The sequence below is a fragment of the Devosia sp. YIM 151766 genome, from assembly GCF_030285925.1.
Taxonomy (GTDB): Bacteria; Pseudomonadota; Alphaproteobacteria; order Rhizobiales; family Devosiaceae; genus Devosia.
Genome location: NZ_CP127251.1, coordinates 1485648 through 1512123, shown reverse-complemented (window position 1 = coordinate 1512123; position 26476 = coordinate 1485648). Strand labels below are relative to the sequence as shown.

24 protein-coding genes are annotated in these 26476 nt (G+C 63.8%); 15 read left to right on the top strand and 9 right to left on the bottom strand.

Annotated features, from left to right (window positions below; translation table 11 throughout):
* Positions 1-43: 43 nt before the first annotated feature.
* Positions 44-1819: an aspartate--tRNA ligase gene (gene aspS / locus O9Z70_RS07380; RefSeq protein ID WP_286021818.1), complete on the bottom strand. Its 1776-nt coding sequence runs from the start codon at positions 1817-1819 to the stop codon at positions 44-46.
* A 185-nt stretch (positions 1820-2004) separates the two neighbouring features.
* Here aspS and rnd point away from each other — a divergent pair, with 185 nt between their 5' ends.
* On the top strand, positions 2005-3174 hold the full coding sequence (gene rnd / locus O9Z70_RS07375) for a ribonuclease D (RefSeq protein ID WP_286021817.1): 1170 nt from the start codon (positions 2005-2007) through the stop codon (positions 3172-3174).
* A gap of 99 nt (positions 3175-3273) precedes the next feature.
* On the opposite strand, the gene O9Z70_RS07370 is transcribed toward rnd, so the two are convergent.
* Genes O9Z70_RS07370 through O9Z70_RS07355 form a run of 4 tightly spaced genes read right to left on the bottom strand, consistent with a single transcriptional unit; the run spans position 3274 to position 8775 of the window.
* Positions 3274-4815 carry a Ppx/GppA phosphatase family protein gene (locus tag O9Z70_RS07370; protein WP_286021816.1) on the bottom strand — a complete coding sequence of 514 codons (1542 nt, stop codon included), beginning with the start codon at positions 4813-4815 and terminating at the stop codon, positions 3274-3276.
* A complete protein-coding gene (locus tag O9Z70_RS07365) occupies positions 4812-6977 on the bottom strand; it encodes an RNA degradosome polyphosphate kinase (RefSeq protein WP_286021815.1) in 2166 nt (721 codons plus the stop codon). The genes O9Z70_RS07370 and O9Z70_RS07365 overlap by 4 nt, the downstream gene beginning before the upstream one ends.
* 12 nt (positions 6978-6989) lie before the next feature.
* Positions 6990-7700, bottom strand: coding sequence for a P-loop NTPase family protein (locus O9Z70_RS07360; RefSeq protein WP_286021814.1), 711 nt, complete (start codon positions 7698-7700; stop codon positions 6990-6992).
* The gene (locus tag O9Z70_RS07355) at positions 7684-8775 is read right to left on the bottom strand and encodes an AI-2E family transporter (protein ID WP_286021813.1); all 1092 of its coding nucleotides are present in this window, start codon (positions 8773-8775) and stop codon (positions 7684-7686) included. The genes O9Z70_RS07360 and O9Z70_RS07355 overlap by 17 nt, the downstream gene beginning before the upstream one ends.
* Positions 8776-8910: 135 nt before the next feature.
* On the opposite strand from O9Z70_RS07355, the gene purM reads away from it, so the two are divergent.
* The 6 genes from purM (at position 8911) to O9Z70_RS07325 (ending at position 12053) form a co-directional block, all read left to right on the top strand.
* Positions 8911-9987 carry a phosphoribosylformylglycinamidine cyclo-ligase gene (purM, locus tag O9Z70_RS07350; protein ID WP_286021812.1) on the top strand — a complete coding sequence of 359 codons (1077 nt, stop codon included), beginning with the start codon at positions 8911-8913 and terminating at the stop codon, positions 9985-9987.
* Entirely contained in the window at positions 9984-10568 is a 585-nt protein-coding gene (purN, locus tag O9Z70_RS07345) for a phosphoribosylglycinamide formyltransferase (RefSeq protein WP_286021811.1), read from the top strand. Before purM ends, purN begins: the two co-directional genes overlap by 4 nt.
* Positions 10569-10710: 142 nt before the next feature.
* Positions 10711-11013, top strand: a complete 303-nt coding sequence (locus O9Z70_RS07340; protein ID WP_286021810.1) for an EamA family transporter — start codon at positions 10711-10713, stop codon at positions 11011-11013.
* 5 nt (positions 11014-11018) lie between these two features.
* The gene (locus tag O9Z70_RS07335; protein WP_286021809.1) at positions 11019-11603 is read left to right on the top strand and encodes a DMT family transporter; all 585 of its coding nucleotides are present in this window, start codon (positions 11019-11021) and stop codon (positions 11601-11603) included.
* A 45-nt stretch (positions 11604-11648) separates the two neighbouring features.
* Entirely contained in the window at positions 11649-11855 is a 207-nt protein-coding gene (locus tag O9Z70_RS07330) for a hypothetical protein (RefSeq protein WP_286021808.1), read from the top strand.
* The gene (locus O9Z70_RS07325; RefSeq protein WP_286021807.1) at positions 11856-12053 is read left to right on the top strand and encodes a hypothetical protein; all 198 of its coding nucleotides are present in this window, start codon (positions 11856-11858) and stop codon (positions 12051-12053) included.
* Between the two features lie 128 nt (positions 12054-12181).
* On the opposite strand, the gene gatB is transcribed toward O9Z70_RS07325, so the two are convergent.
* From gatB to tpiA, 4 genes are all read right to left on the bottom strand, one after another.
* Complete coding sequence (gatB, locus tag O9Z70_RS07320; RefSeq protein WP_286021806.1) at positions 12182-13681, bottom strand: Asp-tRNA(Asn)/Glu-tRNA(Gln) amidotransferase subunit GatB; 1500 nt, start codon at positions 13679-13681, stop codon at positions 12182-12184.
* Between the two features lie 74 nt (positions 13682-13755).
* On the bottom strand, positions 13756-15384 hold the full coding sequence (gene pyrG, locus O9Z70_RS07315; RefSeq protein WP_286021805.1) for a CTP synthase: 1629 nt from the start codon (positions 15382-15384) through the stop codon (positions 13756-13758).
* Between the two features lie 112 nt (positions 15385-15496).
* On the bottom strand, positions 15497-16000 hold the full coding sequence (gene secG, locus O9Z70_RS07310) for a preprotein translocase subunit SecG (protein WP_286021804.1): 504 nt from the start codon (positions 15998-16000) through the stop codon (positions 15497-15499).
* A 145-nt stretch (positions 16001-16145) separates the two neighbouring features.
* Positions 16146-16862: a triose-phosphate isomerase gene (gene tpiA, locus O9Z70_RS07305; RefSeq protein WP_502870187.1), complete on the bottom strand. Its 717-nt coding sequence runs from the start codon at positions 16860-16862 to the stop codon at positions 16146-16148.
* A 159-nt stretch (positions 16863-17021) separates the two neighbouring features.
* Here tpiA and O9Z70_RS07300 point away from each other — a divergent pair, with 159 nt between their 5' ends.
* The 8 genes from O9Z70_RS07300 to lexA all read left to right on the top strand — a co-directional run bounded on the left by O9Z70_RS07300 (position 17022) and on the right by lexA (position 25548).
* Positions 17022-18896: a peptidylprolyl isomerase gene (locus O9Z70_RS07300; protein ID WP_286021802.1), complete on the top strand. Its 1875-nt coding sequence runs from the start codon at positions 17022-17024 to the stop codon at positions 18894-18896.
* Positions 18897-18926: 30 nt separating this feature from the next.
* Complete coding sequence (gene trpE / locus O9Z70_RS07295) at positions 18927-20435, top strand: anthranilate synthase component I (RefSeq protein WP_286021801.1); 1509 nt, start codon at positions 18927-18929, stop codon at positions 20433-20435.
* 198 nt (positions 20436-20633) lie between these two features.
* Positions 20634-21233, top strand: a complete 600-nt coding sequence (locus tag O9Z70_RS07290; RefSeq protein WP_286021800.1) for an anthranilate synthase component II — start codon at positions 20634-20636, stop codon at positions 21231-21233.
* Positions 21230-22249, top strand: a complete 1020-nt coding sequence (gene trpD / locus O9Z70_RS07285; protein ID WP_502870171.1) for an anthranilate phosphoribosyltransferase — start codon at positions 21230-21232, stop codon at positions 22247-22249. The genes O9Z70_RS07290 and trpD overlap by 4 nt, the downstream gene beginning before the upstream one ends.
* The gene (gene trpC / locus O9Z70_RS07280; protein ID WP_286021799.1) at positions 22249-23061 is read left to right on the top strand and encodes an indole-3-glycerol phosphate synthase TrpC; all 813 of its coding nucleotides are present in this window, start codon (positions 22249-22251) and stop codon (positions 23059-23061) included. The genes trpD and trpC overlap by 1 nt, the downstream gene beginning before the upstream one ends.
* The gene (moaC, locus tag O9Z70_RS07275; RefSeq protein WP_286021798.1) at positions 23061-23543 is read left to right on the top strand and encodes a cyclic pyranopterin monophosphate synthase MoaC; all 483 of its coding nucleotides are present in this window, start codon (positions 23061-23063) and stop codon (positions 23541-23543) included. The genes trpC and moaC overlap by 1 nt, the downstream gene beginning before the upstream one ends.
* On the top strand, positions 23540-24742 hold the full coding sequence (locus O9Z70_RS07270; RefSeq protein WP_286021797.1) for a molybdopterin molybdotransferase MoeA: 1203 nt from the start codon (positions 23540-23542) through the stop codon (positions 24740-24742). Before moaC ends, O9Z70_RS07270 begins: the two co-directional genes overlap by 4 nt.
* A gap of 92 nt (positions 24743-24834) precedes the next feature.
* Positions 24835-25548, top strand: coding sequence for a transcriptional repressor LexA (gene lexA, locus O9Z70_RS07265; RefSeq protein WP_286021796.1), 714 nt, complete (start codon positions 24835-24837; stop codon positions 25546-25548).
* The last annotated feature ends 928 nt before the right edge of the window (positions 25549-26476 follow it).

Below are 26476 nucleotides of genomic sequence, written 5' to 3'. Positions count from 1 at the left end.
AAGCAAAAAGGGGCAGCGCGGGGCTGCCCCTTTTTCGGAACGATCAGCTCTGGATATTGAGCCGGATGCCCAGCTCGCGCAATTGCTTGGGCGAGGCGGCGCTGGGCGCGCTCATCAACAGGTCCTCGGCCTGCTGGTTCATCGGGAAAGCCGTGATCTCGCGCAGGTTCTGCACGCCGCACAGCAACATGACGATGCGGTCGATGCCGAAGGCCGCGCCGCCATGCGGAGGCGCGCCGTATTGGAAGGCCCGATAGAGGCCGCCGAACTGCTCCTCGACTTCTTCCCGCGACTTGCCGGTCAATTCGAACGCCTTGACCATGGTTTCCGGCTCCTGATTACGGATCGAACCGGAAGCGATTTCAAAGCCATTGCAGACCACGTCATATTGATAGGCCTTGAGCGATAACGGATCGGCGGAATTCAGCCCATCGATACCGCCTTGCGGCATGGAGAAGGGATTATGGGCGAAGTCGAGGCGCTTTTCTTCCTCGCTCCATTCGTAGAACGGGAAATCGACGATCCAGCACAGGGCGAATTGTTCGATATCGACCAGGTTGAGGTCGAAGCCGGCCTTGTTGCGGGCCTCGCCGGCGAACTTGAAGAATTTTTCAGGGCGGCCGCAGACGAAGAATACCGCATCGCCATCGGCGAGCCCGAGCTGGGCGCGCACGGCTTCGGTGCGGTCTTCGCCGATATTCTTGGCGATGGGGCCGGAGCCCTGCCCGTCCTTGAAGAAGATATAGCCGAGGCCCGGCTGGCCTTCGCCCTGCGCCCAGGCGTTCATGCGGTCGCAGAAGGCGCGCGAGCCCCCGGTCGGCGCCGGAATAGCCCAGACCTCCACCTTGGGATCGGCCTCGATCTGGCTGGCGAAGACCTTGAAGCCGGAGCCGCGGAAATGCTCGGTGACGTCCTGCATTTCGATCGGGTTGCGCAAGTCGGGCTTGTCCGAGCCATATTTGCGCACCGCCACATCATAGGGAATGCGCGGCCAGTCCCGGGTGACGCGCTTGCCATCGGCAAATTGCTCGAACACCTCGGTCATGACCGGCTCGACGGTGTTCCACACATCTTCCTGGGTGACGAAGCTCATCTCCAGGTCGAGCTGGTAAAACTCGCCCGGCAGGCGGTCGGCGCGCGGGTCCTCATCGCGGAAACAGGGGGCGACCTGGAAATAGCGGTCGAAGCCGGCAACCATCAGCAGTTGCTTGTATTGCTGCGGCGCCTGCGGCAGCGCGAAGAATTTCCCCGGGTGAATGCGGCTCGGCACCAGGAAGTCGCGCGCCCCTTCAGGAGAGGAGGCGGTGAGGATCGGGGTAGAAAACTCGGTGAACCCGGCCTCGTCCATGCCGGTGCGCATCGCTGAAATGATCCGGGTGCGCTTGAGGATATTGGCATGCAGCTTTTCGCGGCGCAGATCGAGGAAGCGATAGCGCAGCCGCACGTCTTCGGGATATTCCTGATCGCCGAATACCGGCAGCGGCAATTCCCTGGCCTCGGAGAGCACTTCGATCTCGCGGATGAAGATCTCGATGGCGCCGGTGGGAATATTGGTGTTCACCGCCCCTGCATCGCGCAGCTTCACCTCGCCGTCGATGCGCAGCACCCATTCGGAGCGGACCTTTTCCGCCAGCGGAAACGCGGCCGAATCCGGGTCAATGACGCATTGGGTGATTCCATAATGGTCGCGCAGGTCGATGAAGAGCAGGCCGCCATGGTCGCGGACGCGATGTACCCAGCCGCTGAGGCGGACATTATTGCCGGCATCGGCAGCCGTCAGGGCGCCACAGGTGTGGGTGCGGTAGCGATGTATGGTCATGGCGAAGCTCGGAATTGCAAAGAAAAAGGCCGGAATCTCGGGCGGGAAAAGCGCATGGCCACAAGCCAATGTCAAGCAGCGGGGCATAACGGCTTTCGGCGCTTTACCGCAAGGAAAATCGGCGGTGGAGCAATCGGACCACACCTGCTAGGAAGAATATTGACTTTTTTAGGACGGTAACCGGTATGGACCCGATTGTTTCCACAGACTCGCTCGCCGCGTTCTGCGAGCGGGCTGCCCAATTCGAATTCATTACGGTCGATACCGAGTTCCTGCGCGAGACTACCTACTGGCCCCGGCTCTGCCTCATTCAGGTGGCGACGGATGAAGAGGCGGTGCTGATCGATCCCTTGGCGCCCAATATCCAGCTGGCACCATTCTTCGCGCTGCTGGCCGATCCGAAAGTCACCAAGGTGTTCCATGCCGCGCGGCAGGATATCGAGATTTTCGTCAAACTGACCGGCGCCGTGCCGCATAACATTTTCGATACGCAGATCGCCGCCAGCGTCTGCGGCTTCGGTGACAGCGCCTCCTATGACAGCCTGGTGCGGTCCATCTGCAAGGTGGAACTCGACAAGTCCTCGCGCTTCACCGATTGGTCGGCCCGCCCGCTCTCCGACAAGCAGCTTTCCTATGCCCTGGCCGATGTCACCTGGCTGCGGGACATCTATCGCGAATTGCGCCAGCAGGTCGAGGCAACCCGGCGCTGGGACTGGGTCGAGGACGAACTGGCGACCTTGCGCAGCATCGACACCTATGTCGTCCGGCCCGAACTGGCCTGGGAACGGCTCAAGATGAAGCTCAACCGGCCCCGCGACCTGGCCGCGCTCAAAGTGCTGGCGCAATGGCGCGAGCGGCGGGCGCAGGAGACGGACCAGCCCCGCAGCCGGGTTCTCAAGGACGATGTGATCGCCGAACTGGCGGCGCAGCGGCCGCTGACCGCCGAGGCTTTCGAGAAGCTGCGTGCCGTGCCGCGCGGTTTCGGCCGCAGCAGCGCCGCCGCCGAGATCATGGCACTGCTCAAGGATGTCGAGGCGCTGCCCAAATCGGCGCTGCCGGCGCTGCCCGAGCGTTATCGGGGCCCCTCGCCCAAGGGGGCCGTGGGCGACCTTGTCCGCGTATTGTTGAAGGCCGTGGCGGAGCAGCATGGTGTGGCGGCCCGCATTATCGCGACCTCGGATGAAATCGATGCGCTGGTCCTCGACGACGAGGCGGATGTGCCGGCGCTCAAGGGCTGGCGCCGCAAGCTTTTTGGCGACAAGGCCCTGGCGATCAAGCATGGACGCCTCGGCCTGGCCGCGACGCGCAAGGGAATAATCGAGTTCGAAGTCAACCAGGCCGAGGCGGCGGAGTAGATTTGGGTTCTGCCCTCTCCTGGCGGGGAGGGCGCATCCAAGATCACCGCTCGTCACCCCTTGCGCTTGACGCGAGGCTGACGACTTGGGAGGGGCGTCTTAGCCGACCTGGACGCGCGATTCCGGGTGACCGGCGATCTCGGCGAATTGGCGCAGGCGGTTGCGCAGGTGGTCGCCGTTGAGGAATGCGAAGTCGGACGGAATGTGCAGAACCAGGGTCGGGCCGTCGATGCTGAACCGGATACGCGGCAAGATGCCCGGCATGGCCGCCGTCATCGGATAGGCTACCCGGAACAGCGAGCCGAGCAGCCGGGCGCGGGCGGTCAATTCCCGCGAGCCCAGCGGCGCCAGAGCTTTCGCCGCCTTGCTCTTGAGGCCATCGTAGCGGATGGCCACGGTCTGGGCGAGGAACGAGCGTCCGGGATGATCCACGCCGGTCAGCGAGCCATAGGCGACGGAATCGACGCTTTGCGGGCCGCGATAATCGGGATGCGAGCGCCAACCGATATCGGCGAGCAGGCAGACCACCGTTCGCAGGCGCAGATCGGCCGGAGTTTCCACTATGCCGACGGCGTCCAGATATTGTCCGGTAAATTCGATCAGGTCGTTGCCATGGGCCGGAGAGCGCGAGCGCAGGACCGATAATTCCTCCGCCCCCTGGATCAGCGGGTCGATGGCGCGCTCGGCTGGATCGAGCATGGCATAGAGATATCCCTCGCGTACTCCGAGGGCAGAAAAAACCACGCTGCCGAATTGGCCGACCCGCAGCACCTCGGCGAGAACGGCCGCGCCGAACGGCACCAGGTCGCGGCGCGAACTGCTGACGCTGCCGGAATCGGGATAGGTCTTGAGCGAGTCGGCGGCGACTATCGCATCGCAGAATGCCAGCATGTGGTCGGCGGGCACCACGTAATCCTGCACCATGTGCAGCGCATATTTGGCGCGCGCCTGATGCAGCCGCGCCAGGGAGCGCCAGGTTCCGCCAATGGCGGCGAAACGGCCGCCGGGCGTCACATCGGCCAGTGCCGAACCGGCCAGGCGCTGGCGGACCAGGCCGGCGGCTTTCAGGGGCGATCTGCCGGCATCGTCCTGCAAGCGGATGACCCCGAGTTCGAAACTCTGCCCATTGGCGTCGGCGCCATTGGCAATGGCGGACAGTTCAAGGCTGCCGCCGCCCAGATCGCCGACCATGCCGACAAAGTCGGGAATGCCGGCCACCACGCCCATGGCGCCGAAATGGGCTTCCTCCTGGCCGCTCAGCACGCGCACCGGCCGCTCTATCACCGCCTCGACCGCCGCGACGAATTCGGCGCGATTGGTGGCGTCGCGCACGGCCGATGTGGCCAGGACATAGACCTTGCCGACCCGCATCATGCGTACCACCAGCGCGAAGCGCCTGATGGCATCGAGGGCGGTGGCCATGCCGGCATCCGCCAGCCGGCCGGTCGTGGCGATGCCCCGGCCCAAGGCACAGGCAGATTTTTCGTTGTAGAGCGGCGTCAGGGCGCGGGCATGGCGTTCATAGACGACCAGGCGCACCGAGTTGGAGCCGATGTCGAGAACAGCCACCGGACGGGCGCCCTTTATGCGGCCCTGCGCGGTGGGATCGGCATCGACGCCCCAGAACTGAGTCAAATTCACGCCTCGTCAGTCTCCACCATGCCGGCACTGCCGCGACCCGACAGCGAGGGATTGGTCATGAAATAGTCATGGGCGTTGAAAGGCTCGTCGCCTTCCGCCAGCCGTACCCGGTGAGAGCTTCCGTCAGGCAAGACTTCCCAGCTTTGCTCATTGTCCTTCAGATAGGCGACCAGGATCTGGTCGACAATCTGTTTGTGCACGGTCTTGTTGAGAATCGGCACCATGACCTCGACGCGGCCATCGAGATTGCGCCCCATCAGGTCGGCGGAGGAAATATAGACCTTGGCCCGCGGCGACGGCATCATCTCGCCATTGCCGAAGCAATAGATGCGGGAATGTTCGAGGAAGCGCCCGACTATGGATTTGACGCGGATATTGTCCGAAAAGCCCGGAATGCCCGGCCGGAGGCAGCAAATGCCGCGCACCAGCAGATCGACTTTCACGCCGGCCTGGCTGGCATCGTAAAGCGCATCGATCACCTGCGGGTCCACCAAAGCGTTCATTTTTAGCAGGATATGGGCGGGCTGGCCGCCACGCGCCAGCTCGATCTCGCGGGCGATATTGTCGATCAGGGTCTGCCGCAGATTGACCGGCGAGACGGCAAGCGTCTCCAGTTCCGTGGGCCGGGCATAGCCGGTGATGAAATTGAAGACCCGGGCCACGTCCCGAGTAATGGCCGGATCGATGGTGAAATAGCTGAGGTCGGTATAAATCTTGGCGGTGATCGGGTGATAATTTCCGGTGCCGATATGGCAATAGCTGACCAGCTTGCCCTTTTCGCGCCGCACCACCTGGCTGAGCTTGGCGTGGGTCTTGAGCTCGATAAAGCCGAAGACGACCTGCGCCCCGGCCCGTTCGAGGTCGCGGGCCCAGCGGATATTGGCCTCTTCGTCGAAGCGGGCCTTGAGTTCGACCAGGCAGGTCACCGACTTGCCGGCCTCGGCGGCGATGATCAGCGCCTTGACGATGGGGCTGTCCGAGGAGGTACGATATAGCGTCTGCTTGATGGCGACCACTTCGGGATCGCGCGCCGCCTGCATGAGGAACTGCGCCACCACGTCGAAACTTTCGAACGGGTGGTGGACCAGAATGTCCTTGGCGCGGATAGCGGCGAAGCTGTCGCTGTTATAATCGCGGATGCGCTCGGGGAAGCGCGCCAGGTAAGGGGTGAATTTGAGGTCGGGACGGTCGATATCGCAAATCTTGCGCGCGTCGGCGAGACCCAGAAAGCCTTGCACCTCGAACAGGTCGGCGGCCTTGACGCCCAATTGCTCGCCAATCTGCCGCTTGAGCGCGCGCGGCATCGAGCGCTCGATTTCCAGCCGGATGACCTGGCCGCGGCGGCGCTGGCGCAAAGCCGTCTCGAACTCCACCACCAGGTCGGCCGCTTCGTCGTCGATCTCGATTTCGCTGTCGCGAATGATGCGGAAGGCGCCCGAGCCGACCACTTCATGGCCGGGGAACATCTTGTGGAAAAAGAGTTTGACCAGCGTATCGATGGTCACGACCTCGCTGCGGCCCTCCGATACCAGCCCGGCCGGCAGGCTGATGAAACGGTCGAGATTGCCCGGAATCCTTACCAGCGCGGTCAATGGCTGGTCGCTATCGGGACGCCTGAGTTCGAAAGCCAGCGCCAGGCCAAGATTGGGAATGAACGGGAACGGATGCGCCGGATCGACGGCGATGGGGGTCAGAACGGGGAATATTTCTTCACGGAACAGCTTTTGCAGATAGCCGATCTGCTCGGGATTGAGGTCGTCGGCCTCATGGATCACGACGTTCTGCGCAAATAATTCCTCGCGCAATTCCGTCCAATGGTCCTGCTGCTCCAATTGCAGATGCTGCGCCAGGGTGGCGATTTCTTCCAATTGCTCGCTGGGGGTGAGCCCGTCGGCGCTCTGCTTGGACAATCCGGCGCGGATCTGTCCTTTGATGCCGGCGACCCGCACCATGTAGAATTCGTCGAGATTATTGGCCGAGATCGACACGAAACGCAGCCGTTCGAGCAGCGGATGGGAGACATTGCCCGCCTCCTCCAGCACGCGCATGTTGAATTGCAGCCAGCTCACCTCGCGATTGACGAAGCGCGCCGGGCTCTTGCGCAGCTCCTCGACATCGGGACCGGGGGAACCGGCTTCAGCGAACTCGCTCACATCATCCATTTTCTCGGCGTCCTAATCCTGTTCCCGGAGGGCCCCGTGCATGTCCTGCCGGTGCGCCAGAGCCTCCGCCGCCACATTGCGGGTAATGGCCGACCCTTTGGCAAGGGCCAGCCGGTCCATGAGATCGACAAGGGCCGCGGCTTCCTCGGGGCTGCGCTCCATGCGGCGCACCACGTAGCCGACGACCTTGGGATCGACTTTGATCTGTCGGTCCGCGAAGAGTTTCACCAACATCTGTGACAGTTCGATGTCGTCGCTGACCTCCATGCGGAACATCGGCGCCCGCCGTACGCGGGAACGGGCATCATCGGTCCGCAGCGGCCAATGTGCAATATCCTCCCGCGCCGTCAATAACAGGCTGCGTTCGCCGCGCATGGCCTGATTGAGCAGGTGGAACAGGGCGTGTTCGTCATAGCCCATCCGGTCGACGTCCTCGATCAGCAGCGGCAGGCCGCCGCCGGCCGAGGCGATGGCTGAAATGGTTTGCGGCGTCGCCACGAGGGCGTGGCTGCGATCCACGAAAATCCGCGCCAGATGCGATTTGCCGGATGCCGATGGCCCCACCAGCAGCGTCATGCCATCCGGCCAATGCGGCCAGGCCAGAATCCGGCCATGGGCCAGCGCATTGCCCTCGCCGACCAGAAAATCGGCTTCGGCAAGCGAGGGTTCATGGCCCAGATCGAGCGGCAATTGCCGCGGTCCGTTTTCAGGCAGCGGCATCATCACCCGGCTTGCTGTCGTTCGGACCGAGATAGAGCGAGCTTGCCTTGTATTTGCGCACGCCATAGCGCACCAGAACCGAGGCGATGGCCGCCATCGGCACGGCGAGCAGCAGGCCGACAAAGCCGAAAACGGCGCCCAAGGCCAACAGCGCGAACATCATCCATACCGGATTGATATTGATCGATGAGCCGACGAGTTTGGGATAGAGCACATTGCCTTCGATGAATTGCCAGAACAGGAAAATGCTGGCGACGCCGGCGACCATCCACCAATTGGGCGCGAACTGGACGATGGCGATGCCCACCGAGAGACCCAGGCCCAGGGTGAAGCCGGCAAAGGGAATGAAGCTCATCAGGCCGGCAATGAGGCCCACCGCGAGGCCGTAATTCAGCCCGATGAGACTCAGCGCCGTGGCGTAGAAGGCGGCATCGATCAGCAGCACGCCGCCCTGCCCCCGGATCACGCCGGCCATGGAGCGGTCGATGTCGCGGAGAATGCCCTTGATCTCGGTCTTGTGCTCGGTCGGCAATAAGCCATCGATGCCGCGGACCATGCCCTCCCAATCGAGCAGCAGATAGAAGGCCACGACCGGCGCCAGCACCGTGAAGCCCAGGACCGCCGCCCCGGTCAGGCCGATATTGACCAGCTCGGCGGGCAAGGTGGCAATGAAGCCCAGGGCATTCCGGGTCAGATCGTTGATGCTGGCCTGCACCTGCACCGCCCGTTCCGGCCCCAGCCAGGCGTTGATTTCGGGGGAATAGTGCGTGGCCAGTTCCTGAAGGTCGCCGACATAGGTGGGCAGGCGCTGGATCAGGCCGATGATCTGCTGGCCGATCAATGGCACAAAGATCGAGAACAGCGTGATGACGACGGCGATCATGCAGAGCAGCACAACCACCGTGGCCCAGACGCGGCTGAACCGCCATTTCTGCAATTGGTTGACCAGCGGGTTGAGCAGATAGGCCAAGGCGGTTCCCACCACGAAGGGCAGCAGGATGCCGCGGAAAACCCACAGGACCAGGACCAGCCCGATCAAAAGACCAATCCAGACGAGCACTTGATTTCTGAGCATCATGGCGCCGGGCGGCCCTTGCGTCTGAGTAACCGAAAAGCTATCAGGCCGTCTAACGGCCAGCACCGAAAAATTCAACCAACCCGGTTCGCGCGCACCACGCTGCGCCCGCAATCCCCAGCATTGGCATTGAGGCTCATGTCCGACGCGCAAAACCTGCCACCAAACGGGCTTTCATACAAGCAGGCAGGCGTCGACATAGACGCGGGCAACGCGCTTGTCGAAGCGATCAAGCCCGCCGTCCGCTCGACGCGCCGTCCCGGCGCCGATGGCGAGATCGGCGGCTTTGGCGGGCTGTTCGATTTGAAAGCCGCCGGATTCAGGGACCCGGTTCTCGTCGCCGCCAATGACGGCGTCGGCACCAAGCTCAAGATCGCCATCGATACGGGCAAGCACGACACGATCGGCCAGGACCTGGTCGCCATGTGCGTCAACGACCTGATCGTGCAGGGCGCCGAGCCGCTGTTCTTTCTCGACTATCTGGCCACCGGCAAGCTGGACGTCGCCCAGGGCACGGCCATCGTCGAGGGCATTGCCCATGGCTGCCGTCTGGCCGGCTGCGCGCTGCTCGGCGGTGAAACCGCCGAAATGCCGGGCATGTATCACGGCGATGATTACGATCTGGCCGGCTTTGCCGTCGGCGCCGCCGAACGCGGAAGTCTGCTGCCACGACCCGATATCGCCGCCGGCGACGTGCTGGTGGCCATCGCCTCGTCAGGAGTGCATTCCAACGGCTATTCGCTGGTGCGCAAGATTGTCGAGCTCTCCGGCCTGGCCTGGGACGCGCCGGCACCCTTCGCGCCAGGCCAGACACTGGCCGAAGCGCTGCTCGAACCCACCCGCATTTACGTCAAGCCGCTGCTCGCCGCGCTCAAGGCCGGTCTTGATATCAAGGCCCTCGCCCATATCACCGGCGGCGGCTTCATCGACAATATTCCGCGCGTCCTGCCCGGACACCTTGCCGCCGATATCGACCTGGCCGCAATTTCGGTGCCGCCGGTTTTCGGCTGGCTCGGCAAGACCGGCGGCATGAGCGAGCGGGAAATGCTCCGCACCTTCAATTGCGGCGTCGGCATGCTGGTGGCGGTGGCGCCGGACGACGCCGAGAAACTGGTCGCGGCGCTTACCGCCTCCGGCGAAAACGCCGCCGTGATCGGCCAACTCACCGAGCGCGGCGACGACGCCGTCAGCTTCCGGGGCAAGCTCGCGCTGTGAACCGCAAGAAAGTCGCCATCCTGATTTCCGGCCGTGGGTCCAACATGGCCACATTGATCGATGCCGCCAAGGCGCCGGATTACCCGGCCGAAATCGTGGGCGTGCTCTCCAACAGGGCGGCCGCGCCCGGTCTGGCGGTCGCCGCCGATCATGGCATCGCCACGGCGTCTCTGGCCCAGAGCAAGTTCCTGACGCGCGAAATGTTCGAAGACACCATGACCCAGGTGCTGGAAAGCTGGGAGACCGATTATATCTGTCTGGCCGGCTTCATGCGCATATTGGGCGCGGACTTCGTCAATCATTGGCAGGGGCGGATGGTCAATATCCACCCTTCCCTGCTCCCGGCCTATAGGGGCCTCGATACCCATGAGCGCGCTTTGGCGGATGGGGCCACCGAACATGGCTGCACCGTGCATTTCGTCACGCCGGGCCTGGATGAGGGACCGGCCATTCTACAGGCGCGCGTTCCGGTGCTGGCCGAGGATAATGTGGAAACGCTGGCCGCAAGGGTGCTGGTCGAGGAACACCGCATCTATCCCGAAGCGCTGCGGATGCTGGCGGCAGGCGAGGTCCGCTTCTAGGACTTTTGCGATCTGGGGCGGCATTCCGGCGCTGCGATGGGCTTTTCCCCAACGGCCGGGCGTGTGGCGGAGTCCAGCGTCAAAATCGGTTCGACCATTGTTGCCGGCAGGCGTAGCGTGCGCGCTCTATCAGGGGGATCGCATGAGTCTGCGTGACTGGATTTTGATTATTCTGCTGGGCGCCATCTGGGGCTGCTCCTTCGTCTTCAATGCCGTGCTGATCCGCGAGATCGGGCCGCTCTGGGTGACCACGCTGCGCGTGAGCATCGGCGCCCTGGGCTGCTGGATCTTTCTTGTGGTCCGGCGCAAGCCGGTGCCGCGCGATCCCAAGCTCTGGCTGCAATTGGCCGGGCTCGGCGTCATCGCCTATGCCATTCCCTTTGCCCTGTTCCCGCTGGCCCAGGCCATCTGGCCAGCGGCGTCGCCGCGATCATCAACGCGCTGACCCCCATGGTCACCGCACTCATCTCGCATTTCTGGATCGGCGGCGAGAAAGCGTCGCCGACCAAGTTCTCCGGGGTTTTCGTCGGCTTTATCGGCGCCGCCATCCTGGTCTCGCCGGCCCTGTCCGCCGGCGGAAGCTCCCAGCTCTGGGCCATCGGCGCCTGTCTCGGCGCCACCTTGTGCTATGCGCTGTCGCTCAACATCACCCGCAGCTACAAGCATATCGAGCCGACCGCCCTGGCTTCCATCGCCCTGACCGGAGCGGCGATCATCGCCATGCCGATCGCTTTTCTCGCCGAGGGCGCGCCGGTCATGACCCGGCCGGAAACCTGGGGCGCGGCCTTGGCCATCGGCCTGTTGTCGACCGCCTTCACGTTTCAGATCATGTATCGAATCCTGCCGCGCGTCGGCGCCACCAATTTCGCGACCACCACCTTCATCGCGCCGATTTCGGCGCTGACGATCGGCATCACGGTTCTGAACGAGACCATCCTGCCGATCCAGATCGTCGGCATGCTGGTGATCTTTTTCGGCCTGCTGTTCATCGATGGCCGCATCCGGCAAATCTGGCGCCGCCGCCCGGCTTCATAGCGGAACGTTTCGCGCCTCCAGCCGTTGGCCGGCTGGAGGTTTGCCATGCCCGAACCAAGACCCGATATCGACCCGCGACCGATCCCCGAAATCGTGCCGCAGCCCGAACCGGCGCAACCGCAGCCGCTCGATCCGGTCCCGCCGCGGCCGAATGAAGTGCCCAATCCCGATCAGCCGGTAGAGGAGCCCCCGCCCTCCCCGCAGGAACTGCCGCCCGATCCGGGCCATGACCCACGGCCAAGGGAGGTTTAGATGCGCGATCCGCTCGAACGTTCGCCGGAAATGCCGCGACAGCCACACGATCCGGTGCCGCCCATGCCGGTCAATCTGCCCACCGAGGACACCGACAATCCGCACAGCACGCCACTGCGCCATGATGTCGAAGATCAGCCCATCGAGCCCCACCGGCCGCCCGAACCGGAAAATGATGCCAATCCAGAAGATCGATAGGCGTCATTTCGACCGGCTTATTGCCTTAATCGCGCAGATATTGTTGCCAGAACACTGGAACGGGCAGAAAGTCGGCTGCCTTGTGCTTTTGCGTATCATATGGATACGCGCCGAGACTAAACTAGTTCCTATTCGAGGCCGAGCTTCTTCTTCATCAACTCGTTGAGGGCCTGCGGATTGGCCTTGCCGCCGGAAGCCTTCATGGCCTGGCCGACGAACCAGCCGATCATGGTCGGCTTGGCCTTGACCTTCTCGACCTGGTCGGGATTGGCGGCGATGATTTCGTCGACGATCTTCTCGATGACGCCGAGATCGGTCACCTGCTTGAGGCCGCGCCGCTCCACGATATCGGCCGGATCGCCTTCCGGCTCCTCGGCGATGAGGATTTGCAGCACGTCCTTGCCGCCCTTGGAGGAGATCGTGCCGCCGGCGATCAGGTCCACCAGTCCGGCGATCTGTGCCGGTTGCAGGTGCGTTTCCCAGACCGCGAGGCCCTGGCTGTTGGCATAGGCGGCGACGTCGCCATTGAGGATATTGGCGACGGCCTTGCCATCGCGCTTGCTCCCGCCATGGGCCACGCAGGCCTCGTAATAATCGGCGGTTTCGCGGTCGAGCGTCAGCACCATGGCGTCGTAGGGCGTCACGCCATAATCGGCAATGAAGCGCGCCTGCTTCTCATCCGGCAGTTCCGGCAGGTTCTGCGCCAGGGCGTCGACGAAGGCATCGTCGAATTCCAGCGGCAGCAGGTCCGGGTCGGGGAAGTAGCGGTAATCATGCGCCTCTTCCTTGGAGCGCATGGAGCGGGTTTCGCCATTCTTGGGGTCGAACAGGCGGGTTTCCTGATCGATGGAGCCGCCATCTTCCAGAATATCGATCTGCCGCCGCGCTTCATATTCGATGGCCTGACCGGCAAAGCGGATGGAATTGACGTTCTTGATCTCGCAGCGGGTGCCGAATTCCCCACCCGGCCGGCGCACCGAGACATTGACGTCGGCGCGCATGGAGCCCTGCTCCATATTGCCGTCGCAGGTGCCGAGATAGCGCAGGATGGTGCGCAGCTTGGAAAGATAGGCCTTGGCTTCCTCGGACGAGCGCAGGTCGGGCTTGGAGACGATCTCCATCAGGGCCACGCCGGAGCGGTTGAAGTCGACGAAGCTGATATTGGGGTGCTGGTCATGGATCGACTTGCCGGCATCCTGTTCCAGATGCAGCCGCTCGATGCCGATCTCGATCTGCTCGCCATCGACGTCGAGCAGCACCTTGCCTTCGCCGACAATCGGGTCCTTGAACTGGGAGATCTGATAGCCCTGCGGCAGGTCCGGATAGAAATAATTCTTCCGGTCGAACACCGAGCGCTTGTTGATCTCTGCCTTGAGGCCGAGGCCGGTGCGCACGGCCTGGCGCACGCATTCCTCGTTGATTACCGGCAGCATGCCGGGCATGGCCGCGTCGACGAAGCTGACATTTGCATTGGGCGGGCTGCCGAATTCGGTCGAGGAGCCGGAGAACAGCTTGCTCTCGCTGGTCACCTGCGCGTGGACCTCCATGCCGATGATCACTTCCCAATCGCCGGTCGAACCGGAAATCAGGCGCTTCTTGTCGGGGGTGCGGGTATCGACGAGGGTCACTTGGCAGTCCTGAAAGTCGGAAATTTCAGCTTGAGTGCTTAGCGGGCTTGCCCAGGCGTTGCAACAGGGCCGGGCTAGACCAGCCGGCTCTGATCCATGGCCGCGGCGATGAAGCTGGTGAAGAGCGGATGCGGCTCGAACGGCTTGGATTTGAGCTCGGGGTGGAATTGCACGCCGATGAACCACGGATGGTCGGTGCGCTCGACGATCTCGGGCAAGGTGCCGTCGGGCGACACGCCGGAAAACAGCAGGCCGTTCTTTTCCAGCACCTTGCGATAATCCATGTTCACCTCATAGCGGTGACGATGGCGCTCGGAGATGCGGGTCGAACCGTAAATGTCGGCGACGCGGGAGCCCCGGGTCAATTGCGCCGGATAGGCGCCGAGGCGGAGCGTTCCGCCCAGATCGCCTTCAGCGGAGCGGTTCTCCGTCTCGTTGCCCTTCACCCATTCGGTCATCATGCCGACGATCGGCTCCTTGGTGGGGCCGAATTCGGTGGACGAGGCGTTCTTGATGCCGGCAGTATTGCGGGCTGCCTCGATACAGGCCATCTGCATGCCGAAGCAGATGCCGAAATAGGGTACGTCCTTGGTGCGGGCGAAGCGGGCCGCCTCGATCTTGCCGGCGGAGCCGCGTTCGCCGAAACCGCCGGGCACGAGAATGCCGTGGACATGTTCGAGGTAGGGCGCGGGGTCGTCGCGCTCGAATACCTCGGAATCGATCCATTGCAGATTGACCTTGACCTTGTTGGCAATGCCGCCATGGGTCAGGGCTTCGCTGAGCGACTTATAGGCATCCTTGAGCCCGGTATATTTGCCGACAATGGCGATATTCACCTCGCCTTCGGGGTTGTGATAGCGGCGGGAAACCTCGTCCCAGGCCGACAGGTCCGGCTCGGGCGCATCGGCAATGCCCAGGGCGGCGAGGATTTCGCGGTCGAGGCCTTCCCGATGATAGGTCACCGGCACATCATAGATGGACGCGACGTCGAGCCCCTGGATGACGGCGCTTTCACGCACATTGCAGAACAGCGAGAGCTTCTTCTTCTCGCCCTCGGGAATGGGCCGGTCGCAGCGGACCAGCAGCACGTCCGGCGCGATGCCGATGGAGCGGAGCTCCTTGACCGAGTGCTGGGTCGGCTTGGTCTTCATCTCCCCCGCCGAGGGGATATAGGGCATCAGCGTCAGGTGCAGATAGGCGGCATGGCCGCGCGGCAATTCATTGCCCAATTGGCGGATGGCTTCGAAGAATGGCAGGCCTTCGATATCGCCGACCGTGCCGCCGATCTCGACCAGCACGAAGTCGAAATCCTCATTGCCATCGAGCACGAAATCCTTGATCGCGTCGGTAACGTGCGGAATGACCTGCACGGTGGCGCCCAGGAATTCGCCGCGACGCTCCTTGGCCAGCAGGTCGGAATAGATGCGGCCCGAGGTGATGTTGTCGCGCCTATTGGCGGAACGGCCGGTGAAGCGCTCGTAATGCCCCAGATCCAGATCGGTTTCCGCGCCGTCGTCGGTGACGAAGACCTCGCCATGCTGGGTCGGCGACATCGTGCCGGGATCGACATTGAGATAGGGGTCGAGCTTGCGCAGCCGCACCTTGTAGCCGCGCGCTTGCAGGACGGCGCCGAGCGCCGCCGAAGCAAGACCTTTGCCAAGGGAGGAGACCACGCCTCCGGTGATAAAAACGTACCGAGCCATGGGCGATCACCATAAGCACATCGTGAACGATTCGCAGAAGGGGGAATCCCGCTCTACACAACAAGAAGAAGGGGATGTCGCCATCCCCTTGTTCGTCTCGCCTCGCGGCGGATCAATTACCGGTCGGCGTCGACGGCGTCTGGCTTTCGGCGGCGGGCGCCTCGGGAGCCGGAGCCATCATCATCGTATCGGCGGGCGGCGCCAGTTCCGTCTCGGCCGGAGCCATGGGAACGGGCAGGTCACCGCTGGTCGTCTCGGGCGCGGCAGGCGTCTGGGCCTCGACCGGCAAGGGCAGATCGCCCTGCAACGCGTTGAGCGCATCGAGAACCGTGCTCGGCGCCGCATCGCCCGGCGCCGTGATGGCGCTATCGAGAATGCCCGTAGTGGTGCGGTCCAGATCGTTGAGAATAGTCAGGCCGATGGCCGAGGCGAAAAACAGAACGGCGAGAATGGCCGTGGTGCGGGTGAGCAGGTTTGCCGAGCCCCTTGCCGTCATCAGCCCGCCGCCGCCGCCACCGCCGATACCCAGCGCGCCGCCTTCGGAACGCTGGAGCAGGATGACGATAATCAGCGCCAATACGATCAGCAGATAGGCGACGAGCAGAACGTTGGCCATGAAATTCTTGTCTTCGCGTCAGTCCGGGTCCGGGCGTCAGCGATCGGCCCCGGTTATGAAAGGATGCGGGGTCATACACCCCTCGACCGGCAAATACCAGCCGGTCGCGGCGAATTTCGCCCCGACCGGACAGCATGCCGCTCAGCTATACGGCGGAGATAATCGTATAGAAGTCCTTTGCCAAGAGGCTGGCGCCGCCGACCAGTCCCCCATTGACGTTTTCGATGCTCAGAATCTCACGCGCATTATGCGGTTTCATCGAGCCGCCATAAAGAATGCGGATGGATTCGCCGCGCTCGGAGCCGAAGCGCTCGACCAATCCGGCGCGGATGGAGGCGTGCATGGCGGCGATGTCTTCCACCGAAGGGGTTCGGCCGGTGCCGATGGCCCAGACCGGCTCATAGGCCACGACCAGTTCATGCTGTTCGGCGGCGTCGGGAATCGAAGCGGCCAATTGGGCGGCGATCACGGATTCCGCGGTGCCGGCGTCGCGTTCGGCCTCGGTCTCGCCGACGCAGATAATGGGCTTGAGCCCGGCGCCGATGGCTGCTTCCGCCTTGGCGCGCACCTCGTCGTCGGTTTCACTATGGCCGGCGCGGCGTTCGGAATGGCCGACAATGACGAATTGAGCCCCCGCATCGGCCAGCATGCCGGCGGCGATGTCCCCGGTATGGGCGCCAGAGGCATCGGTATGGCAATCCTGTCCACCGGCGAGAATGCCGCTGGAGGCGCCCTGCGCGGCCACGGCGGCGAGCAGGGTTGCCGGCGGGCAGACCACGACGACGGCCCGTGGCGCCGCGCCGGCGGTCATCAGCCGGGCGAGTTCAGCCAGTTCGTCCAGCGAGTGGGTCAGCCCATTCATCTTCCAATTTCCGGCGATCAGCGGTGAAAGGGTCGTCAATCTTGCTACTCCTGCCTCTTGCGCCGGAGAGGGGTTTGCCCTAACCCCGGCAGTCGAATTGTCTTTAGTCCGGCCCGCCCCCTGGGGTAAAGCCTCGGCCCCGAAACTGGAACGTTTGAAATGCTCGATGGTTTGCGTGATTTTGCAAAATCCTGGCCCGGGAAAATCCTGGGGGCGTTTCTGCTGGTGGGCGTAGCCGGATTCGGCATCAACAATGTCATCATAGACCTGGGAAGCAATACTGTCGCCCGTGTCGGCAATGAGGAGATCAGTGCCCGCGAATTCCTGCGGGCATATCAGAGCCAGGTCAGCGCCATCACCACCCAGCTTGGCTCGGTGCCCACCACCAGCCAGGCGGAATCCATGGGCCTGCCGACCGCCGTATTACTGCGGCTCTCGGAGGGTGCGGCCCTGGACGGGCTGGCGAACCAGTTCGGCCTTGGCGTTTCCGATGCCAAGCTCGGGCAGATGCTGCGTGAAGATCCGTCTTTCCATGGCACGCTGGGCACGTTCGAGCCCGCCATTTTCAGCCAGACCCTGCAACGGGCCGGCTGGACCGAAGCCGAATATTTCGCGGCCCGGGGCAGCGAGGCCCGGCGCGAACAATTGGCCGATACGCTGTTCGCCGGTGCGACCCTGCCCGCAATCGCCAACGATCTCATCAACGATTACGCGACCGCCACCCGGACCATCGATTATATCGCGCTCAACGAAACCAATATCGAGACGCCTGCCGAGCCCGGCGAAGCGGAATTGGCGGCCTATCTGGCCGACCACCAGTCCGAATACCGCACGGTGGAAACCCGCAAGGTCAAGCTGCTGGATTTGTCGCTGGCTTCGCTCGCTGCCACCAAGAGCTTCGATGAGAGCGCGATCAGCGCCGAATATGAGCGCATCAAGGACAATCTGACCACACCGGAGCGCCGCACCATCGAGCAGGTGGCGCTGAATACGCCGGAGCGCCAGGCGCTGTTCGAGCAAGGCCTGGCTGCCGGCGACGATTTCGGCGCCCTTATCGCCCAGGCAGGGGTGACGCCGTCCAGCCTGGGTACGCTGGCGCGCGCCCAGGTGACCGACACCCGACTTGCCGATGCCGCATTCGCCCTCGACGAAGGCGCGTTCGCAATCATCGACGGCATTGGCGGCAAGCGCGCCGTGCATGTGGCCGAGATCGAAGCGGAGGGGCAGCCCTCGCTCGACGAAGTGCGCGCCGAAGTCATCGAGCGCCTGGGAACGGCTTCGGCCCGCAACGAGATCAGTGACGTGCTCGACCAGATCGAGGAATTGCGCGCCGCCTTCCAGCCGATCGAAGCCATTGCCGGCCGCTTCGGCCTGACGGTCCATGAGGCCGACGTGACCGTGTCGGGCGCCGAATTGTCGGTGCTGCCCAATCTGGCGCCTGCCGATTATCCGCGCGTCGCCCAGGCGATCTTTCAGGCACAGGACGGTCAGTTGATCCCGAGCGTTGCCCTGGGGGGCAATGCGCATGTGTGGTTCGATCTCGAAGCCGTCGAGCCGGCCCGCGATCAGACATTGGCCGAAGTGCGGGACGAGGTGACGGCCGCCATCAACGAACAGCGCGCCAATGAGGCGTTGCTGGCGCTGGGCGCCCAGATCGTCACCCGTCTCGAAAATGGCGAGGCCCTGGCCGATATCGCGCTGGAGCTGAACCTGTTCCCCCAGATCAGCACGCCATTTACCCGGTTCGGCTCCGAGGACGGCACCATCGACAGCACCCTGGCGGCGGCGGCCTTTGCCGGCGGCCCGGATCACAAGGGCTCCACGGTGACCGAAACCGGCGAGTTCATCGTCTTCGAGGTGGTCGACATTTCCGAGCCCGACGAACCGCTGGCGGCCCAGGCGCTGGCCAGCATCAATAACGAGGCGCGGACCGGGCTCTATTCGGAATTCGTCTCGGCCCTGCGCGACGATGCCGGATTGCGGGTCAATCAGCAGACGCTGACTCAGCTTCTCATCCAGAACTTCGGCGAATAGGCCGAAGGCAAATGACGGAACCCGACCAAAATGGACGCTGACTTTTCCAAGCACTTTACCGCGCAATACGATGCCGGAAAGTCTGGAATCGTCTGGCGCCGCGTCGTGGCCGATCTCGAAACGCCGATCGGGACCTATCTCAAGCTGGCGAGCGACCGGAACCATTGCTTCCTGTTCGAGAGCGTTCAGGACGGAACGACCCGCGGCCGCTATTCCATTATCGGCCTGCTCCCCGACCTGATTCTCAAAGTCGAAAACGGCACGGCGGCGATCAATCGTTCGGCGCAGACCGCGCCCGATGCTTTCGAGCCGATGAGCGACATGCCGCTCGATGCCCTGCGCAAGCTGGTGGCCGAAAGCCAGATCGAGGTTCCGCCGGGCCTGCCGCCGCAATCGGCCGGGGTCTATGGCTATCTGGGCTACGAGATGGTCCGCTATATGGAACATCTTCCCACCGACAAGCCCGATGCCTTGGGCACGCCCGAAGCGGTGCTGATACGGCCCTCGCTGCTGGCGATCTTCGACACGGTCAAGGATGAATTATATCTGACGGCGCCGGTCTATGTGCGGGCGGGCATTAGCGGCCAGCAGGCCCTGGAAGCCGCCGAAAACCGCATCGACGATGCCATCGCGCGATTGTCGCGGGCGCTTCCGGCGACCCCTGCCCTGCCCGATCTCGAATCCATCGCCGTCAGCAGCGATACAACGCCCGACGACTATTTCGGCATGGTCGCCAGGGCCAAGGAATATATCGGCGCCGGCGACATTTTCCAGGTAGTGCTGAGCCAGCGTTTTTCCGCCGACTTCACCCTGCCATCGACGGCTTTATACCGGGCACTCCGGCGGACCAATCCCAGCCCTTACATGTATTTCCTCGATTTCGGCGGCTTTGCAATTGCCGGATCGAGCCCGGAAATCCTGGTGCGGGTACAGGACGGCGAGGTCACCATCCGGCCCATTGCCGGCACCCGCAAGCGTGGCGACACCCCCGCGCGCGACAAGGAATTGGCGGCGGAGCTGCTGAGCGATCCCAAGGAGCTTTCCGAACACCTGATGCTGCTCGATCTCGGCCGCAACGATGTGGGCCGGGTGGCGCAGACCGGGACGGTCAGGGTGACCGACCAGTTCTTCCTCGAATATTATTCTCACGTCATGCACATCGTCTCCAATGTCGTCGGTGTGCTCGACCCGCAATATGACTTCGTCGACGCGCTTTCAGCCGGCTTTCCGGCCGGCACCGTCTCCGGCGCGCCGAAAGTGCGGGCCATGGAAATCATCGACGAGCTGGAAAGCTCGCGGCGTGGCATCTATGGCGGCTGCGTGGGCTATTTCGGCGCCGATGGCACCATGGATACCTGCATCGTGCTGCGCACCGGCATCGTCAAGGACGGCAAGCTGCATGTGCAGTCCGGCGCCGGCATCGTCGCCGATAGCAAGCCGGAGCTGGAACAGCTGGAATGCGAGAACAAGGCGCGGGCTCTTTTCAGCGCCGCCGAGGAAGCGCTACGCTATGCCGGCGAGGCAGGAGTGGGGCAATGACCGGAATTCTCGTAGATCTCATGGTAAGTTTGTCGAACCAGCAGGTCGATAAGGCCATGGCCGCAAGCCCATCCGCCGACCGGCTCGGGATGAGGCCTGTGGAGGATTTTCGATGGCGGGGCTGGTTCTGAAACAGGGGTTCCCGCTGGCGCGGGAATGACCCGGTGGTTGGAAACAGACTGCTGAGGACCAGACAATATGACCCGCCTTCTCGTCATCGATAATTACGACAGTTTTACCTACAATCTCGTCCACTTCCTCGGAGAATTGGACGCCGATGTCATCGTCAAGCGTAACGACAAGATCACGCTTGAGCAGATCGCCGCCATGGCGCCGGAGGCCATCGTGCTGTCGCCCGGCCCCCGCACGCCCAATGAGGCGGGCATCTGCCTGGCAGTGATCGACCGTTTCCAATCCAGCATCCCGATTCTGGGCGTATGCCTGGGCCATCAGGCGATCGGGCAGGCGCTGGGCGGTGAGATCGTCCGCGCGCCGAGCCTGTTCCACGGCAAGACCAGTAGGATCGAGCACAATGGCCAGGGCCTGTTCCGCGGCCTTAATGCCGGGTTTGAGGCCACGCGCTATCATTCGCTCATCGTCCGCCGGGAGACCCTGCCGGAAGCGCTGGAAGTGACGGCGGCCACCGATGACGGCTTGATCATGGGAATGCAGCACCGGACCATGCCGCTGCATGGCGTACAATTCCATCCCGAGAGCATCGCCTCGGAAAACGGCCATGCGCTATTGCAGAATTTCCTCAACATCGCCCGCGATTTCAACGGCAGGAAGGCTGCGTGATGGATATCAAGGCCGCTCTCAACAAGATCGCCGAACGCCAGGACCTGACCGGCGAGGAAATGCGCGCCGTGATGCGCATCATCATGGCGGGCGAAGCCACGCCGAGCCAGATCGGCGCCTTTCTCATGGGCATGCGCATCAAGGGAGAAAGTGTGGGCGAAATCGCCGCCGCAGTTTCCATCCTGCGCGAGCAGATGGTGCCGGTGGCGGCGCCGGACAACGCCATCGACATCGTGGGAACCGGCGGCGACGGCGTCGGCAGCCTCAATATCTCGACCGCCACGGCGCTGGTGGTGGCGGCGGCGGGCGTGCCGGTGGCCAAGCATGGCAACAAGGCCCTGTCGTCCCGCTCGGGCTCGTCGCAGGCGCTGGAGGCGCTGGGCGTGAAGCTGGACCTGACGCCCGCCGAAATCGGCGACACCATCGCCAAGGTGGGCATCGGCTTCATGTTCGCGCCCGCCCATCATCCGGCCATGCGCCATGCGGGCCCGGCACGCGCCGAGCTGGGCGTGCGGACGCTGTTCAACCTTCTGGGACCGCAATCCAATCCCGCCGGGGTGCGCCGCTACCTGCTGGGGGTCTATTCACCGCAATGGGTGGAGCCGGTGGCGGCGGCGCTGCTGGCCAATCGGGCGACCAAGGCCTGGGTGGTGCATTCGAGCGAAGGGCTGGACGAGCTGTCCACCTCAGGACCGAATTTCGTCGCCCAGATCGCCGATGGCGACCTGCGCAGCTTCGAGATCCACCCCGAACAGGTGGGATTGACGCTGACCGATCCCAAAGACCTGCTGGGGGGCGACCCGGCAGACAATGCAGCCGCCATCGTGGCCTTGCTGGAAGGTGCGCCGGGCGCCTATCGTGATACGGTGCTGCTCAATGCCGGGGCGGCGCTGGTGGTGGCGGACCGGGCGGCAAATATCGAAGATGGTATTGAACAGGCGCGCGCCGCTATCGATAGCGGCAAGGCCAGCGACACTCTCGCCCGCCTCGTGGCGGTTTCGAACGGACGAGCGTAATGACCGATATTCTCAAGCAGATCGAAGTTTATAAGCGCGAGGAAATCGCCGCGGCGAAATCCATGCGGCCCTGGGCGGAGGTGGTGGCAAAGGCGCATGACCAGCCGCCGCCGCGCGGTTTCGTCAAGGCGCTCAAGGACAAGCGCGCCAAGGGCCAGTATGGCCTCATCGCCGAGGTGAAGAAGGCCAGCCCCTCCAAGGGACTGATCCGGCCCGATTTCAATCCCGCCGCCATTGCCCGCGACTATGAGACCGCCGGCGCCGCCTGCCTTTCGGTGCTCACCGATGCTCCGAGCTTTCAGGGCTCGCCGAGCTATCTGATGGAAGCGCGCGCCGCCACCGCGCTGCCGGTTTTGCGCAAGGACTTCATGTTCGAGACCTATCAGGTGGCCGAGGCCCGCTCCTGGGGGGCGGATTGCATCCTGATCATTCTGGCCTCTGTCGACGACGATGCCGCGCGCTATCTGCTCGATTCGGCGAAGGAATGGGGCATGGATGCGCTGGTGGAGGTGCACGAGCAGATCGAGCTGGATCGGGCACTGGCGCTCGACGCCAAATTCATCGGCATCAATAACCGCAATCTGCGGACCTTCGAGACGACGCTGGACACCACCATCGCCCTGGCCGCCGGTATGCCCTCCGACGTGCTGCTGGTCAGCGAGAGCGGCATCGTCACCCATGACCAGGTGAAAATGCTGGACGAGCGCTGCGGCGTCGGCACCTTCCTGGTGGGCGAGAGCCTGATGCGGCAGGCCGATGTGGTCGCCGCGACCCGGGCGCTGCTGACGGGTGCGCCGGAATTGGTCCAGTAATGGCTGCGGACGACCTCACGCATCTCAACGAGAAGGGCGAGGCCCATATCGTCGATATCGGTGACAAGGCCGTTACCCGCCGCCGGGCCGTGGCGCAGGCGCGGCTGAGCGGAGAAGCGGCGACGATCGCGGCCATCCTGGCGGGCGATCTCAAGAAGGGCGACGCGCTGGCCGTGGCGCGGGTCGCGGGCATCATGGCGGCCAAGAAAACCGCCGAGCTCATTCCGCTCTGCCATCCGATTCCGCTGACCAAGGTGCGCGTGGACATCGCGCAGCGCGACGCGAATACCGTGGAAATCCTCGCCCTTGCCGAAACCAATGGCCAGACCGGTGTGGAAATGGAGGCGCTGGTGGCCGCATCGACCGCTGCCCTGACCCTTTACGACATGGCAAAAGCCCTGGATCGGGCCATGGTCGTCTCCGATATCTGCCTCGTGGAAAAATCCGGCGGCAAATCGGGCGATTTCGGGCGCGCGCCATGAGCCTTTTGCCGGTCGAGCAGGCGCGGGCCGCCATTCTCGCGCGGGTGCCGCCGGTCACCCCGGAAGAGGTGGCGCTGGCCGAGGCCGTCGGCCGGGTTCTCGCCGCACCGCTCATCGCCGCGCATGACCAGCCGCCCTTCGCTGCCAGCGCCATGGATGGCTATGCCATGCGTGCCGCCGATGTGACGTCCGCGGCAAATCTGCGCGTTATCGGCATGTCGCAGGCCGGCGCCGGTTTCGCCGGTGCGGTCGGGGCGGGCGAAGCCGTCCGCATCTTCACCGGCGCCCCGGTACCGCCCGGCGCCGATACGGTGATCATGCAGGAAGAGGCGGTGCGGGACGGCGATACCGTGCGTTTCACCGCCCCGGCCCGGCCGGGTCACAGCGTCAGGCCGAAAGGCCACGATTTCGCCACGGGCGATATCTTGATCGAGGCCGGATCGCGCCTGACGCCCATGCAGATCGCCGTTGCCGCGGCGGCCAATCAGGCCGGCCTCACCGTGGCGCGGCGGCCGCGCATCGGCCTCGTGGCCACAGGTGACGAACTGGTTCTCCCCGGAACGCCGCTCGGCCCCGACCAGATCGTGGCCTCGAACAGCGTCGGCCTCGCCGCCATGCTGGCGCCTTATGCCGAGACGATCACCGATCACGGCATTATCGGGGATGATGCCGGCCGGCTCCGCCAGAGCCTGGCCGATGCCTTCGACGCGGGGCCCGACATTCTCATAACCACCGGTGGCGCCTCGGTGGGCGAGCACGACCTGGTTCAGGACGCACTGAAATCGCTGGGGGTGACGCTGGATTTCTGGCGCATAAACATGCGGCCGGGCAAGCCGCTGATGTTCGGCACGCACGGCAAAACCCTGGTTTTCGGACTGCCGGGAAATCCGGTTTCGGCCATGGTGACCGCCATCGTCTTCATCAAGCCGGCTTTGCGGGCCTGGCTGGGCTATCGGGAGCCCGAGCATTGGCGCCTGCCGCTTGCCGGACCGACGCCGCCCAATTCGGCCCGCCGCCATTTCATGCGCGCCCGCCTGCGCCAGACCGGGACGGGACCGCAAATAATGCCGGTCTCCCAGACCGATAGCGGCCATACCTCCTCGCTGGCCTATGCCGACATGCTCATCATTCAGCCCGAACACGATCCCGGGGAGCAGGAGGGGGCGATGGTCGCGGCGCTTCCCATCGACGCATTCTAGCGGTTTGTAGCGCCTGAGCGGGGATGTTGCAGAACATAACTGGAACACGTATAGTCGTTCCGTCTATGTTCCGATTCTGGGGTTTGGGGCCAATGCTGACACGCAAACAACACGAACTGCTGATGTTCATCCATGAACGGATGAAGGAAAGCGGTATCCCGCCCTCCTTCGATGAAATGAAGGACGCCCTCGATCTTGCCTCCAAGTCCGGCATCCACCGGCTGATCACCGCGCTGGAGGAGCGTGGCTTCATCCGCCGGCTGCCGAACCGGGCCCGGGCGCTGGAAGTGATCAAGCTCCCCGATTCGATGAATCCGTCGCTGGGCGGCCGCAAGGCGCGCTTCGAGCCCGCAGTGATCGAAGGCCTTCTGGGCAAGGTTGCAGCGCCGCCGGCGCGGGGTGGCGCGGGGGAGGATTATGCTCGTCCGGTTTCCATTCCGGTCATGGGCCGGATCGCCGCCGGTACGCCCATCGAGGCCATCCAGACCCATTCGCACACCATCGCCGTCCCGCCTGAAATGCTGGGCGCGGGGGAGCATTACGCCCTCGAGGTCCGCGGCGATTCCATGATCGATGCCGGCATTTTCGACGGCGACACCGTGCTCATCAAGAAGCAGGATACCGCTTCGACCGGCGAGATCATCGTCGCGCTGGTGGATGAGGAGGAGGCCACGCTCAAGCGCCTGCGCCGCAAGGGCAATACCATCGCGCTGGAAGCGGCCAATCCGGCTTACGAAACCCGCATTTTCCCGCCGGACCGGGTACAGGTGCAGGGCCGGCTGGTCGGGCTGCTGCGGAAATATTAGCGGCCTCTGGGTCCACGAGCCATCGGCTCCTGCGCCTCTCCCCTGCCCGCGGTCGTGCACACAACCGAGCGCGGACCCTTGAGGCAGGTTATCGCCGAGCGGGTGGTGGCACCCCCTTCCCAGTCCGTCACCCTCGCGCTCGACGCGAGGGCTCTTGCGGCACCCCCACAAACACAACCCCCTCGCGTCAAGCGCGAGGGTGATGAACGGTGATTGGCCCACAGTCCATTTCGCGCGCTGATCTCGCATTTTTCCCAGTGTCACCCCCGCGAAAGCGGGGGCCTCGGTTTTCTTAACAGAGGTTCCCGCTGTCGCGGGAAGGACGCCGTGGTTGAGAAAGGCGATCCTGCCCTGCAGTCCCCCTTCTCTCCGACAGACATCCCCAATCAGGCCCCAAAGCCACATCTTATCCTTGGGTAGCCGCTTGCGCACACCAAGCGCAGGCACTGGAGGACGGCAATGCCTATAGTGCGGGCCCCTTCCCAGTTCGTCACCCTCGCGCGCGACGCGAGGGCTCTTGCGGCACCTCCAGCCCCCTCGTATCAAGCGCGAGGGTGACGAGCGGCGATTGGCGCAGTCCATTTCGCGCGCTGATCCCGCATTTTTCCTAGGGTCACCCCCGCGAAAGCGGGGGCCTCCGTTTTGTCAGCAGAGGTTCCCGCTGTCGCCAGAATGACGCCGGTTGAGAAAGGCGATCCTGCCCTGCAGTCCCCTCTCCTTCCCCGCGGATAGCGCCTCCCTGCTTGCAAGTGCGAAGGAAGCCGCTTCCGCCTCCTCCTCCAACTTATCCTCTCTCCTCTCGCTATCCCCTATCCTTGCCCCATCGTTCCCTGAGGCGCGGTCATGACGAGTGGTCGGGGGGCGATGGCAGGTGATATGGGGTCGCCCATATCTGACGCCATTTTTCTTGTCGCAGACCCATAAGCCG

Excerpts from the sequence above, each read along its gene's own strand:
- trpE (WP_286021801.1), top strand. The coding sequence starts at position 18,927 with ATGGACGCTGACTTTTCCAAGCACTTTACCGCGCAATACGATGCCGGA.
- O9Z70_RS07290 (WP_286021800.1), top strand. The coding sequence starts at position 20,634 with ATGACCCGCCTTCTCGTCATCGATAATTACGACAGTTTTACCTACAAT.
- O9Z70_RS07330 (WP_286021808.1), top strand. The coding sequence starts at position 11,649 with ATGCCCGAACCAAGACCCGATATCGACCCGCGACCGATCCCCGAAATC.
- aspS (WP_286021818.1), bottom strand. The coding sequence starts at position 1,819 with ATGACCATACATCGCTACCGCACCCACACCTGTGGCGCCCTGACGGCT.
- O9Z70_RS07270 (WP_286021797.1), top strand. The coding sequence starts at position 23,540 with ATGAGCCTTTTGCCGGTCGAGCAGGCGCGGGCCGCCATTCTCGCGCGG.
- O9Z70_RS07300 (WP_286021802.1), top strand. The coding sequence starts at position 17,022 with ATGCTCGATGGTTTGCGTGATTTTGCAAAATCCTGGCCCGGGAAAATC.
- secG (WP_286021804.1), bottom strand. The coding sequence starts at position 16,000 with ATGGCCAACGTTCTGCTCGTCGCCTATCTGCTGATCGTATTGGCGCTG.
- O9Z70_RS07355 (WP_286021813.1), bottom strand. The coding sequence starts at position 8,775 with ATGATGCTCAGAAATCAAGTGCTCGTCTGGATTGGTCTTTTGATCGGG.
- O9Z70_RS07360 (WP_286021814.1), bottom strand. The coding sequence starts at position 7,700 with ATGATGCCGCTGCCTGAAAACGGACCGCGGCAATTGCCGCTCGATCTG.
- purM (WP_286021812.1), top strand. The coding sequence starts at position 8,911 with ATGTCCGACGCGCAAAACCTGCCACCAAACGGGCTTTCATACAAGCAG.
- O9Z70_RS07365 (WP_286021815.1), bottom strand. The coding sequence starts at position 6,977 with ATGGATGATGTGAGCGAGTTCGCTGAAGCCGGTTCCCCCGGTCCCGAT.
- lexA (WP_286021796.1), top strand. The coding sequence starts at position 24,835 with ATGCTGACACGCAAACAACACGAACTGCTGATGTTCATCCATGAACGG.
- trpC (WP_286021799.1), top strand. The coding sequence starts at position 22,249 with ATGACCGATATTCTCAAGCAGATCGAAGTTTATAAGCGCGAGGAAATC.
- moaC (WP_286021798.1), top strand. The coding sequence starts at position 23,061 with ATGGCTGCGGACGACCTCACGCATCTCAACGAGAAGGGCGAGGCCCAT.
- tpiA (WP_502870187.1), bottom strand. The coding sequence starts at position 16,862 with ATGAATGGGCTGACCCACTCGCTGGACGAACTGGCTGAACTCGCCCGG.
- O9Z70_RS07325 (WP_286021807.1), top strand. The coding sequence starts at position 11,856 with ATGCGCGATCCGCTCGAACGTTCGCCGGAAATGCCGCGACAGCCACAC.
- rnd (WP_286021817.1), top strand. The coding sequence starts at position 2,005 with ATGGACCCGATTGTTTCCACAGACTCGCTCGCCGCGTTCTGCGAGCGG.
- O9Z70_RS07340 (WP_286021810.1), top strand. The coding sequence starts at position 10,711 with ATGAGTCTGCGTGACTGGATTTTGATTATTCTGCTGGGCGCCATCTGG.
- O9Z70_RS07335 (WP_286021809.1), top strand. The coding sequence starts at position 11,019 with ATGGTCACCGCACTCATCTCGCATTTCTGGATCGGCGGCGAGAAAGCG.
- pyrG (WP_286021805.1), bottom strand. The coding sequence starts at position 15,384 with ATGGCTCGGTACGTTTTTATCACCGGAGGCGTGGTCTCCTCCCTTGGC.